This window comes from Mariprofundus erugo, from assembly GCF_005818865.1.
GTDB classification, from domain to species: domain Bacteria; phylum Pseudomonadota; class Zetaproteobacteria; order Mariprofundales; family Mariprofundaceae; genus Mariprofundus; species Mariprofundus erugo.
On sequence record NZ_VBRY01000010.1, the window covers coordinates 26,071 to 39,141 of the forward strand.

A 13,071-nucleotide genomic window follows, 5' to 3' on the forward strand; every position below is an offset into this window, starting at 1 on the left:
GTTTCAGGCACAATGGGCCGCATGCGTATTTTACTGGTAGAGGATGACCACAGGCAGGCGCAGTTTATTGTTCGCGGGCTGCAGCAGGAGGGGGCCTGTGTCGATCATGTGGCAGATGGTGAATCCGGGCTGCATCAGGCACTGGCGGCTCCCTACGACCTGTTTGTCTTTGATCTGATGTTACCGCACAGGGATGGCATTTCGATGATTCGCGAATTGCGCGGGCGGGGGGTTACCACGCCGATTCTGGTGCTCAGTGCGCGCAACTCGGTTGATGATCGTGTGCACGGTCTGCGTGCCGGTGGTGATGATTACCTGGTCAAGCCGTTTGCATTTTCAGAGTTGCTGGCTCGTATCTATGCGCTTTACCGTCGCTCTACCGGTATGATGGAGCCTGCTGGTATCGAAGTGGGTGAGCTGCGCCTGGATCCCCAGCGGCGCAAGGCCTGGCGCTGTGGTCAGCAACTTGAGTTGCAGCCGAAAGAGTTCGCACTGCTGGAGTATCTGTTGCGTCATGCCGGTCGCGTGGTTTCCAAAACTATGATTATGGAACATGTGTGGGATTATAATTTTGATCCGCAGACCAATGTGGTGGAGGCCCGGGTTTCCAGATTAAGGGACAAGGTCGACCGCCCGTTTGACCGACCTCTGATTCATACGATTCGCGGTATCGGCTATGTTCTGGAAGAGCGCTAGGCATTGCTGATGTGCCATCAGGATGAGGAATGACAGTTGCCTGTTTCTGAACGGGTTCATGCCATGGCAACGGTTATGAACCGGTGCTGATGTTTCAGACGCTTCGCTCCCGACTGGCATTCTGGCATGCACTGATTTTTGCCGGCATGGCTGTGGTGATTTTTGTGATTGCCTATCAGACGGTGGCCAATCAGCTGCTGGCATCGCTGAGTGAGGAGCTGCATGACACGGCCGTCGAATTTTCCGACCTCTATCGCACCGGTGGTATCCGCGATTTGAGGGAAGAGGTGGCCAGTGAGTCACTGTCTCACGATGGAGACAGGTTTTTTGCCCGTTACCTCGATGCTGCGGGAAACACCCTGATGGTGAATCACCCGCGCACCTGGACGCATCCGTTACCGCTTCCCGACCTGCAGGGCGCTGCATTGCAGTGGTTTGATATCATCATCAACGATGGTGGTGAGCGGGCGCGGATGCTGGCCTTGCGCAGTCATGACGGTGGCTGGATACAGGTCGGTATGTCACTGCAGACGTATGATACCCAGCTGCGCCAGATCATCAGGATTTTTGTCTGGTCACTGCTGGTGCTGGTGCTGGTCGGCATGCTGGTCGGCTGGTTGCAGGTGCGGCACGTACTGGCAGGCGTGGACCAGATACGGCGCACAGCCATGGAAATAGGCGAAGGCGATCTCGACCATCGTCTTGTGCTGGACCGACATGGTCGGGAACTGGTGGAGCTGGCGGATGGTTTTAATACGATGCTGGATCGTATTCAGCGGTTGTTGGGGGAGATGCGCGATGTCAGCGATCATATCGCCCATGATCTGCGTACGCCCGTTGCCCGTATTCGTGGTATGGCTGAAAGCGCATTGATGACGCGGGGCGAGTATGCGCCGGATGGTGAGGCACTGGCGCTGATTATCGAGGAGAGCGATCGTCTGTCCGCAATGATCAATACGATGCTCGAAATTGCCCAGACCGATTCAGGTGTGACGACATTGAAAAAGCAAACGGTCGATTTTTCCGGCTTGTTGCAGGATGCCTGTGAGCTGTTTCTGCCTGTGGCTGAGGATGCCGGGATTGATGTGACCCTTGTTGCCGGTGAGCAGCCATTGCTGATTGACGGGGATGCAGGGCGATTACAGCGGTTGATTGCCAATCTGCTTGATAATGCCATTAAATTTACACCGCGTGGCGGCAGGATTGCCTGTGCGGCCGGCATCGTCGATGGCTGGATCGAACTGGTGATCCGGGATAGTGGTAGCGGGATTTCGGATGAGGCACTGCCGCATATTTTTGATCGCTTCTATCGTGCCGACCACAGCCGAAGTACGCCTGGTAACGGGCTGGGTTTAAGCTATGCACAAAGCATTGTCCGTGCGCACGGAGGCGGCATAGAGGTTACCAGTGTTTATGGAGAGGGCACGACGGTTGTGGTAAGACTTCCTGCCCCTCATCTTGTGTGAGTCCTGATGAAGTGTCCTGTTGTCCGTCAGGGTTAAGGCATCGCTGATGTGTCAGCGATTCCGGGCGAGCCATGGGACGGACGCCACAATCCGGCCGGATCGCCGGATTGGATGGCTTTACTGCCTATATGACGGCTTTCGAGGGGGGCATGTGTATGACCACTGGATTCTCCTTCTTTGGCGGATGGTTGTGTGGCGATATGGATCTATTTGAGAGTTGCCGATATGAAATTACAATTGATAACCTGGTTGATTCCCCGTCTGATCAGGATCGCAATCTACTGTCTGAGCAGTACGATCCGCTGGGAGGTGGTGGGTGAGCGCTTCCGGCCGGGGACATCGGATCAGCACATATTTTCGTTCTGGCACTCACGTCTGCTGATGATGGGGGTTGGCCTGAAAGGCTGCAAGGGCTATACCCTGATTTCGACGCATCGGGATGGCGGCTTTATTGCCGATACGCTTCAGCTGCAGGGGTTCAGGGCAATTCGGGGGTCTTCGACGCGAGGTGGTGGCAGGGCTCTGATTGAGATGATTCGAAAATGCAGGGATGAAGGGGCCGATATCGGCATCTCGCCGGATGGTCCCAAAGGTCCACGTGAAAAGGTGAAGCCCGGTATTGTCCTGCTGGCAAAAAAATCCGGTGTGAAAATTTATCCGGTGATTTGGGCAACACGCAGCAGCTGGCGTATCAGCTCATCGTGGGATCACTTTTATATTCCAAAGCCTTTTACACGCGGGGTTTTTGTGTTCGGGGAGCCCCTGTTTATTGCATCGGATGCAAGCGATAGTGGCAGCCTTGTGCGCGTGCAATCGGCAATGGATACAACCTGTCAAATTGCCGACAGCTATTTTATATGAAGACGGATGGGAAAAGTGCCGCCAATATTCCCCCCGCTATGATTGCCCTCTATGCATGGATTGCCCTGATAACATTCATTTCTCTTGTCTTTGGCAGAGGAGTGTTTGCCCCTGTTGATCCGAGAACGGATCTTCCTGTGCAGGGGCTTCATCTTGCCTTTTCTGCCCGGGATAGCGTTGTTGAGCCGTTTACCGCACTTTTTCATTTGCTTGAAACGCTGCCGGATTATAAGTCGGGAATTGTTGTTTTTCTGATCTGGATTGTTGTTGGAGTATCACTGTTTTTCTTTCTGGCTGCGCGCAGGAGAGGAGAGCAAACCGGTGGGGCGGTCAAGTCAGGCATCAGGGCTGCCTGTGTTGCGTTGATGTTATACGGGATTTATATCTGCACCGCACTGACCAGCCATTTCCCGAACTGGACCATTGTAAAGGATGACCCGGCTGTGGTGGTGGCTGATCTTCATACCCATTCGATCTATTCCCACGATGGGGTGATCGCGGCAAAGGCAAACATGCGTTTGCACAAGTTGCGGGGCTATGATCTGGTCGCCTTTACCGAACATGTGAATCCATGGGGGCCCTACTCAGTCCACTACAGCAAGGGAGAGGATCTGGCCGTGGCATTGGCCGGCATCGAAATTCCCGCCTATTACGGGGGCAATTTTTATCTCATTGCCATTGGCATGGAGCGCAATACGCCACTGCCCAATGGATTGGCCTGGAGCAAGGGAACAAGGCAGCCGATGGCCCCGAAGTATCTGCCACCCTACTTGTGGAATATCGATAAGTTTATCGCCACCGTACATGCCCATCATGGGATTATCTTTACGGTTGCCTTTCATCTGAATGCCAGCGATGTAACGGCTCTGGCTGAAGCCGGTGTCGATGGTTTCGAGTATATTAACTTCGGTCACCCGCCCCTGCATGATGATGTTCGTCAGGCTTTGCTGAATGCACAGCAGCGCTTCGGGGTGGCACTGCTGGCTTGCAATGACTGGCATGGCTGGACCGGTGCGCTGAACGTATGGACGCTGATTTATCCGCCAGCCGGTTCTGCTCCATCAACGCCCGAGCAGGTTACGCTTGCGGCACTGCGTGCGCATGATGCGCGTGATATCGTGCCGGCCGTTGCCTACCCTGTGCACCCGATGAGCTGGCAGGAGCTTGTTGTTGCACCGTTTACTGCTGTTTATTCATATGGAAAGACGATTTCCGGCTGGCAACTGCTCTCCTGGTGGTTGTGGGCGGCCTTGCTGGTAGCGATGACGAAGTTGTGGCGCCAGCGGGGATATGCTCCGGCGCAACTTGCCTTGCGGTTGTATATCGTCATTGCAGGACTGCTGGCGTTGATCAATGGCGCCACCATGCTTGTGAACAGTTATCCGTATCTTTTCTCGTCACCGCTGAATTATAAAACCGGCTGGTGGAGTATGATTGCTGGTTTGATGTTGTTGCTGATTGAGCGGGTGATCGCATTTTGTAACAGGGCTGCTACCGACCAAACCGGGAGTGCGATACCGTCTCATTCGCGCCAGCAGCTGAGTCGATCCGATGACGATTGATCGTTATCTGTTACGGCTCTGGATCGGGCCATTTATGGGCGGTATTTTCTTTGTCCTTGCCGTGATGCTGGTTGCGCGTGCGCTGAAGTTACTGGGGGCCTACTCGGATAATCCTGAAACATGGTCACTGATTGCCAGCCTGTTGCTGCTGACGATGCCATTTTTTCTGCTTCAGATTGTTCCGGCCGCGTTCTTTTTATCCCTGCAAAACACAATATCAGGGCTGCAGCAGCACAGTGAAATGGATGCCTTACGGGCATCCGGCCTCTCCTATCGGCGCATGTTCCGTGCCTTCTTTGTGGTAGCAGCATTGCTCTGGGGCGGGTTGACCTATATCTCCATGGTGATGATGCCGGAGGGGCAGCTTGGGTTTAATAATATTATTGCCAGAATTTATGCCATGCAGGGCTCCATCAGTTTTGCCCCCCAGCGTTTTACCCAGGGACTGGGCGGGGTCTCCGTTTATGTGGATGGAGAGGATGAACAGGGCGTTTATCATGGCGTGATTCTGGAAGATCACCGCAATGGCAGCTCGGTCATTTACTCGGCCCGCTCGGCCCGATTTGAAATGGGGGCCAGCTATCTGCTGTTGAAGCTGAGTGACGGGGTGCGACTGGAGGGCGAGGGAGCCGATCAGCGCATGCTGGCCTTTCAGCGCTATCAGGTCAGTATCCCTGTACCGGATGCGACCCGGCGGGTGCTTCACTCTTTTGACCACGTGACGATGATGACGGTATCGGAACTCTGGCATAAACTGCAAAGCGGTGATAATCATGCCGCAGCCGTGGCGGAGTGGAATCGTCGTCTGCTGTTACCCTCGACAGTGCTGGTGCTGCTCTTCTTTGCGCTGCCTCTTTCATTGACCCGCAAGCGATCGGGGAAAGCCGGCGCGATGATTGCCGGTATTGTTCTGCTTTTGCTCATTTATAATATGCAGCTGGTGCTTCATCAGCAGGTCAGTCAGGGAACATTCCCGGGCTGGACGATGTGGCTGGGACAGTGTGTGGTGCTGCTGATCGGCCTGTATCTGAGCCGACGGGCGGAAGAGGATCGACTACCGGCGCTGTTTATGCGGCTGGTCAATCCGGCCGGTTGAGTGCACACTGTCTGTGGTTGCTGTCTGCGCATCGGCTGGGATGATATCGATGCTGTCAGGAGGATGTGATACAGATGAAATGCTATCAATATGTTTGTGCACTGGCGATGGCTCTGATGCTGTCGACTCAGCCGTCGATGGCCGACGATAATGTGCCGGCGACCCTGGCCGATATGGAGCAGCATGCCGAGCAGATTGTCGGAGCCCTGCTGGCCCGGGATGAAGCCACATCACGTGCACTCTATTTGCAACTGACGCGTGAAATGAATCTGCTGGACCGGCAGGCTTTGAATAACCCGGCGGATGAACGACGGTCACGTGAGCTGTTGATGGCTCACTCATGGATGCGTGTGATTGCGATTGAGACGGGTGATAAGTCGTGGATTGAGGCGGCTGTGGCAGCCAATCAGCTCAGTGGTATGATTATCCAGGCGTCCCATTTCCCGGGGCTGATGCAGCGCGATGTAGCCTGGCTTGCCTATCTGGCGCGGGAAATGGAGCTGTTGACGCTGGAGGATCCGGTCGCCAATGCCGATTTATTGAATCTGCGCCTGCTGACGCTGGAAAGTACGTGGCAGCGGGTCGGCAGTGAGCTGATTAAAAACTTCAAGAACAAGCCGTTGTTGATGGAGGGGGACAGCCTGGTGGCAGCGATGAAGGCGTCGAAGTCTCCGGCTGAGACGGTAGTGCTGGCCAGGAAGATGCTTGCCTTTAATGGTCTGGTGGAGAAAGCACTGTAGTATTTCTTATCCCGAGACAAGGCTGCTCTCCCCGATGGGGCGCTGTGATCAAGATGATCATATGGCAATGTTCAGGGCAACTCCCGGCAAGGTTGTGCTGATAGCCTTCCACCTCAGGTAGATGCTGATTGATTGCCACCCTGGCAAAAGTCGGCACCTCCTCAGCGTGATCTGTTTCTTTCCCGGCGGATGGAGGCAGGCGCAATCAGGAGGCAGCTGGTATGATCAGAATGATAGTATGGATGATGGTATGCGGGCTGGCTGCGGCCCTGTCACCGCCTTTGTGGGCAGCGCCGGTTGCGGATCGAGATATGCTTTCGGCGATCAAAAGCATGGAGTCCCCTGCGGAAGATATGTTCGATGCGATTGCCGGCAAGGATATGCAGCAATTAAATCGTTTGTTTGACGCGCTTGCAGCTTCCATGGCGACCCTGAATCGCTCCCGTACAGATTTGAGTGATGAGCAGGAGCGAAATATCGCCATGCTCAACTCATGGTTTGATATCGTCGCGCTGGAGATGCAGGAGATGGATGATTTTCCTGCTCTGGCCAGTGCCATCAATCAGTTTACCGCCCAGATGATCATCTCGATGCCGGCTGAGCATGCGTATGAGAAAAATGTTGCGTGGATGGATTATCTCGGGCGCGAGTTGTTGCTGCTGAACCAGTATCCGTCCGACTCATCGAATCGTACAGCCTTGCAACGCGCCAGAAAGCGCGATCTGCAAGCAAACTGGCTGGAAATCAGTGCCATGATGAACACCACTCCGCAAGGGGCACAGCTTGTTGCCAAAGCTGATCCGGTGATCCATGGTTTGATGGCGGAAAGCAGTGCGGTGAAGATGATGGTGCTGGTACGCTCGGAGCTGGAGTGGGTTGATCAGATCGAGCACTATTTTCATATGGATTAAAGGTCGGGAAAAAGGGGGCGTTTGTGTACAGGCACATGCATATGATATGGCTGCCGTTGTTGCTGGCTTCCTGTGCCGGCTGGCAGCCGGAGGCGCTCGATTCATCTGCCGGGCTGGCCCCGTCGCTGCAGGATTTGCAGGCGAAGATTGATCCATTATCTCACCCGGAGCTGCCTGAAGTCTGGCGGTCACTTAAGGTTGTGGTCGATGACGGACTGGATGAAAATGAAATGGTGGTGTTGGCACTGCTCAACAGCCCGCAGCTGAAGGCTGCCCGTTCACAGACCGCTGAGTCTGCCGCATCGCTCTATGCAGCAGGCCTGTTGCCCGATCCTCAGGCGAGTGTGGCCGTGGATGTGCCGAAAAGCCGTGACCCGGCGCTGAAAACGGGTGAATCATTTGGTCTCGGCATCGATCTGCAGCAGATTCTTACCCGGGGAGCCCGCAGGGATGCTGCACTGGAATCGGCTCGAGCGACCTATCTGAATGTCCTCTGGCAGGAGTGGCAGGTGATTCAGCAGGCGCGCATGCTCTGGCGTCGTGCCATCATTCAGCAACAACAGGTCGATATGTTGCAGCAGCAGCTGAACCAGACAACATCGATCTGGGATGGTCAGCATGGTGCCCTGAAAGAGGGCAATGCCACCCTTGATCAGGAGGGGCTGGCACTGGCGCCATTGATGGATGCCGAGGCGGCTCTGCTTGAGGGCAAACGCCAGCTGAATACAACATTGCATGATATGAGGCTGCTGCTGGGGGTTGAGCCCTCGCTATCGCTTGTTTTTACACAGCCTGCCGGAGGCGCAGCAACACTGGTTGTGAAACCGGATGCAGCTGATTCGCTGCAGGGCTCTGCCATGGCCCGGCTTCGCCCGGACCTGCTTGCACTGCAGGCTGGTTATATGAGTCAGGAGAGCAGGGTACGCGAGCAGATCCTGGCGCAGTTTCCCTCCTTTTCAATCGGTGCCAACAGTACGCGTGATACGGCCGGTTTATGGACGCTTGGGCCTTTTATCAATCTCGGCTTGCCGCTGTTAAATGGAAATCGGGGCAATGTGGCCATCGCTCGCGCCACGCGGAAACGTCTGGCTGAAGAGTATCATTTCCAGCTTGTTTCAACCCGTTCGCAATGGATAAAAATTGTCCGTGATCAACAGCTGGCCTATGAGGAGTGGCAGGCTTTAACAGCGCGATTGCCAAGGCTTGAGTTGACGGTTGACCGGATGGCGCATGCGCTCGGTGCCGGAGAGATCGATATGTTGACCTTTACCACGCTGCGGACGGCCTGTTTTGCCCAGCAGGCACGCGTGCTGGTTCTGACTCAGCAATTGCTGGAGCAGCAGGTTGCCCTGGATACCCTGAGCGGTCATACCATGCCGGACTCCGCCCGTTATCTGACATCATCACTACAGGGGATTCACCCATGAAACAGACGCGAATGCTGATATGGCTGATGGCAGTGATGCTGTTTGCAGCACCGGCGATGGCTGAGGAGGAACAGGCGGCTCCGGAAGAGGCGGTGACGCATCAGGTCAGGGCCGTTACCGTGACTCGTCAGGATGTGAAAGAGTCATTACACGCCTATGGTAAAGTGAGCTTTGATGATGGCTGGTTGCAAAATATCAGTCTGGCTTATGCCGGGCAGTTGCTTTCTTTGCCGGTTGTTGCCGGTGAAGCAGTCGCGAAAGATCAGATGCTGGCTGAAATGGCGGCCGATCCTGCTGCTGCTGCCACCTATCAGCAGGCTGATTCGGCAGTTCATTTTGCGGCCGCCGAGGTTGCCCGTGTACGCCGGCTTCTGGCCGATCAACTGGCGACCCGCTCACAGCTGGCAGCGGCGGAGAAGGTGCTCGCCGACAGTCAGTCTCAACTGCAGCAGCTGAAACAGCAGGGGCTCGGGCACGGTATGATGGAGATAAAAGCCCCGTTTGATGCGATTGTTGCAGCGGTTCCCGTACAGGCCGGGCAGCGCCTTGCTGCCGGAACGACGCTGATGCAGTTGGGGAATCCGGATCGACTGAAGGTATTGCTCGGCGTGGAGGCTGAAGATCTGCACCAGGTGGCGGTTGGCAGTGATGTGGTGATTCATCCATCCATGGATGCATCGGTGAGTGTTCATGCCACCGTGAGCAAGGTGCTGCATGCTGTGAATCCGCAGACGCGTCTGGCCGATGTACTGGTCCGCCTTTCCGGTGAACAGACGATGCCATTTATTCCCGGGATGGCTGTATCAGCCGAGATATCGGCTGGCAGCTTTCACGATGCACTGCTGATACCGCGGCAGGCACTGGTTTATGATGCGGATAGTCACGCCAGTGTGATGGTGATCAGAGAGGGGAAGGCCGTGAAGGTGGCGGTCGAGGTGGCGCTGGAGAAAGAGCAGGATGCCGTGGTGCGCGGAGCACTTGAGGCCGGTGATCAGATCGCCACGATCGGTGTGGCCGAGATTGAAGATGGTGATGCCGTTGAGGTGGTGGCTGCACCATGAATGTATCGCACTGGATTCAGCATCACCGGCGCTCGTTGTTGTTGCTGCTGTTGTTTTTTGCTGCGATCGGTGCGATGCGGGCATTTCACATGCCGGTTGGTCTGTTTCCGAACGTCACATTTCCCCGCATTGTGGTCACGCTGAGTGCGGGAGATCAACCGGCTGAACAGATGGAGATTCAGGTAACCCGCCCGTCGGAGATGGCGGTGCGATCGGTCCCCGGTGTGGTCAGCCTGCGTTCAACCACCAGTCGGGGCAGTGCGGAAATATCGGTCAATTTTGATTGGGGAACCGATATGGTTTCGACCACCCTGCAGGTCAGTGCGGCGCTGACCCAGATCCAGTCGCAGTTTCCGGCGGGTACCACGTTTACGGTCCGGCGTATGGATCCGACGGTATTTCCTGTGCTGGCCTACAGCCTGACCTCAGCCGTGCAGTCGCAGACAGCATTGCGGGATTTCGCCATGTTTCAGCTGGTGCCTCTGCTCTCCGGTATCGACAGTGTGGCAGGGGTTCATGTGCTGGGCGGCAATCAGGAGGAGTATCAGGTAACCCTGATGCCGGGAAAATTGCAGGGATTCGGCATCTCGCTACAGCAGGTGGTCAATGCACTGGCTGCCTCCAATGTGCTGACAGCCGTAGGCCGGATTGAAGATCACTATAAACTGTTCCTGACCCTTTCGGATACCCGCTTTGATACGCTGGATGCCATTCGCCATACGGTGCTGACCAGTGGCGCGGATGGCATTGTCGAGCTTGAGGATATTGCGGTCGTTGAAAAAGGGGTGAAGCCGCAGTGGTTGCGTACAACCGCCGATAACAGGGATGCGGTCCTGTTCATGATCTATCAGCAGCCGGGAGGCAATACGGTGCAGATCGCCAGGGATGTGCGGCAGCGGCTGGCTGAATTCAACAGCAAGCTGCCACCCGGTATGGTGATCAAAAACTGGTATGACCAGAGTCAGCTGGTGGTTGCTTCGGCCAACAGCGTGCTCGATGCCATTTTGATCGGCGTGGCGCTGGCGGCACTGGTGCTGTTCGCATTTTTACGCCATTTGCGTATTACGCTGATTACGCTGGTGACGGTGCCGGCGGTGTTCGCAATTACCCTGCTATTGCTGGATCTGTTTCACTTCAGCTTCAATATTATGACGCTGGGTGGCATGGCGGCGGCGGTCGGACTGGTCATCGATGATGCCATTGTCATGATTGAGCAGATCATCCGGCGGCTGCGCGGGCAGGGGGATACGGGGGCCACGCATGAACAGAATATCATGCAGGCAGCAACCGAGTTTTTTCAGCCTCTGCTCGGTTCATCGCTGGCCACCACGATTATCTTTTTGCCACTGGCATTCCTCGATGGGGTCACCGGTGCCTTTTTCAAGGCGTTGTCGCTGACTATGGCCAGTGCCCTGATCGTTTCATTTTTGATTGCCTGGCTGGCGGTGCCGCTACTGGCCACCCGTCTGTTGCGCCGGGAGGATGCCGAAGAGGAAGATGAAGGACCTTTGCAAGCCCGTTTTCTGGCCCTCTATGCGGCTGCGCTGAATGGTCTGTTGCACCGCCCAGTATGGTTGCTGCTGGTCGGTGCGCTGTTGCTTGGCGGTGGTTATGCCGGTTATCGCGCGGTTGGCAGTGGTTTTATGCCGCATATGGATGAGGGCGGCTTTGTTCTCGATTATGTGGCCCCAGCCGGTATGTCGCTGACTGAAACCGATCGTCTGTTGCAACAGGTGGAGAAAATTTTACATGCGTTACCGGAGCTGGATACCTATTCGCGGCGAACCGGTGCCCAGTTGGGCGGTGGATTGACCGAGGCCAATCAGGGTGACTTTTTTGTGCGGCTGAAACCGTTACCCAGACGCGATATTGAAACGATCATGGATGAGGTGCGGGAGAAGGTGCATGCGGCCGTACCCTCGCTTGATATCGATATGGTGCTGTTGATGGAGGATGTGATCGGTGATCTGACCTCCAATCCGCAGCCGATTGAAATCAAACTGTTTGGTGATGACGCGCAGGGGCTGATTGAGCTGGCACCGAAAGTCGCGGATGCCATTGGTCATATCGATGGCGTGGTGGATGTACTGGACGGTGTGATGATTGCCGGCGATGCCGTGTCGGTCCGGGTGGATCGGGCCAAAGCCGCCATCGAAGGGCTGGATCCTGATCAGGTCACCCGGCAGGTGAATGCGCTGCTGGCAGGGCAGATTACCACCTCGGTGCAGCAGGGACAGAAAATGGTTGATGTGCGTCTCTGGTCCGGGGTCAATGAGCGCGATGCGATCTACAAACTGGGGCAGCTGCAGCTGCAGGCGGCCGATGGCCACTGGTTACCGCTCGGTCGTATCGCCACCATTCAGACGATTACCGGTCAGCCGCAGATTACGCGTGAAAACCTTAAGCGTATGGTGGCTGTAACCGGCCGCATCAGCGGGCGTGACATGGGTTCGGTGATGCGTGAGGTCAAAACGTTGATTGCCTCTGATCTTATTCCATCCACTGTGCGGGTGGAGCTGGGCGGCCTTTATCTGCAGCAGCAGAAAGCCTTTGAAGGGTTGATGCAGGTTTTTGCTGCAGCGGTTGTGCTGGTGTTTGTACTGCTGCTGTTCCTGTACGAGCGATTCCGGGCAGCACTTGCCATTCTCGCCATGCCGCTGCTGGCGATCGGTGTCGTCTTTATGGGACTGGCCATCACCGATACGGAGTTGAATATCACCTCGATGATGGGGCTGACGATGATTGTCGGTATCGTCACAGAAACGGCCATTTTTTATTACTCGGAATTCAGGCGGGTAAGTGCAACCGATTGCCACTGTCTGGAGGATTATATCCTGGCCGGGCGTAACCGCTTCCGTCCGATTGCCATGACCAGTCTGGCGGCGATTCTGGCGCTGATGCCGCTGGCTCTGGCGTTCGGTGAAGGCTCGGCGATGCTGCAGCCGATGGCGATTGCCATTATTTTCGGGCTGATGGCCCAGTTTCCTCTGGTGCTGCTGATTTTGCCGGTACTGCTGTTCTGGCTTGACCGCAAGGCAGGCATGATCGTTGCAAAGCAGGGCGGGGAGTAATTTTCTCAGCCAGCCGGGTTGATGATGTTTGTTGACGGCTATCCACGTTCCTCTGGTTTCGACACAGGTCGGGGAGTTGCGGCAATATCACACATACATGTGAACAGAGCTGGCTGCTGCATGGATTTGTGATGATTTCCGTATATTCTTGAGATAGTCGCAAAAAGTCCCTCGCGCTCT

General features: G+C 55.6%; 10 protein-coding genes. All 10 read left to right on the plus strand.

The window, feature by feature from the left end:
• Positions 1-21 precede the first annotated feature (21 nt).
• The 10 genes from FEF65_RS10530 (at position 22) to FEF65_RS10575 (ending at position 12,891) form a co-directional block, all read left to right on the plus strand.
• Positions 22-696, plus strand: a complete 675-nt coding sequence (locus tag FEF65_RS10530; protein WP_138239780.1) for a winged helix-turn-helix domain-containing protein — start codon at positions 22-24, stop codon at positions 694-696.
• A gap of 89 nt (positions 697-785) precedes the next feature.
• Entirely contained in the window at positions 786-2,162 is a 1,377-nt protein-coding gene (locus FEF65_RS10535) for a sensor histidine kinase (protein WP_138239781.1), read from the plus strand.
• A 225-nt stretch (positions 2,163-2,387) separates the two neighbouring features.
• Positions 2,388-3,023: a lysophospholipid acyltransferase family protein gene (locus tag FEF65_RS10540; protein ID WP_170304444.1), complete on the plus strand. Its 636-nt coding sequence runs from the start codon at positions 2,388-2,390 to the stop codon at positions 3,021-3,023.
• The gene (locus tag FEF65_RS10545) at positions 3,020-4,585 is read left to right on the plus strand and encodes a PHP domain-containing protein (protein ID WP_138239782.1); all 1,566 of its coding nucleotides are present in this window, start codon (positions 3,020-3,022) and stop codon (positions 4,583-4,585) included. Before FEF65_RS10540 ends, FEF65_RS10545 begins: the two co-directional genes overlap by 4 nt.
• Entirely contained in the window at positions 4,575-5,681 is a 1,107-nt protein-coding gene (locus FEF65_RS10550; RefSeq protein WP_138239783.1) for an LptF/LptG family permease, read from the plus strand. The genes FEF65_RS10545 and FEF65_RS10550 overlap by 11 nt, the downstream gene beginning before the upstream one ends.
• 74 nt (positions 5,682-5,755) lie before the next feature.
• Positions 5,756-6,421 (plus strand): hypothetical protein, encoded by a 666-nt coding sequence (locus FEF65_RS10555; protein WP_138239784.1) that lies wholly within the window; start codon positions 5,756-5,758, stop codon positions 6,419-6,421.
• A gap of 221 nt (positions 6,422-6,642) precedes the next feature.
• Positions 6,643-7,332, plus strand: a complete 690-nt coding sequence (locus FEF65_RS10560; RefSeq protein WP_138239785.1) for a hypothetical protein — start codon at positions 6,643-6,645, stop codon at positions 7,330-7,332.
• Between the two features lie 35 nt (positions 7,333-7,367).
• Entirely contained in the window at positions 7,368-8,759 is a 1,392-nt protein-coding gene (locus FEF65_RS10565) for a TolC family protein (RefSeq protein WP_238701347.1), read from the plus strand.
• Positions 8,756-9,820, plus strand: a complete 1,065-nt coding sequence (locus FEF65_RS10570) for an efflux RND transporter periplasmic adaptor subunit (protein WP_138239786.1) — start codon at positions 8,756-8,758, stop codon at positions 9,818-9,820. Before FEF65_RS10565 ends, FEF65_RS10570 begins: the two co-directional genes overlap by 4 nt.
• The gene (locus tag FEF65_RS10575; protein WP_138239787.1) at positions 9,817-12,891 is read left to right on the plus strand and encodes an efflux RND transporter permease subunit; all 3,075 of its coding nucleotides are present in this window, start codon (positions 9,817-9,819) and stop codon (positions 12,889-12,891) included. Before FEF65_RS10570 ends, FEF65_RS10575 begins: the two co-directional genes overlap by 4 nt.
• Positions 12,892-13,071: the final 180 nt, after the last annotated feature.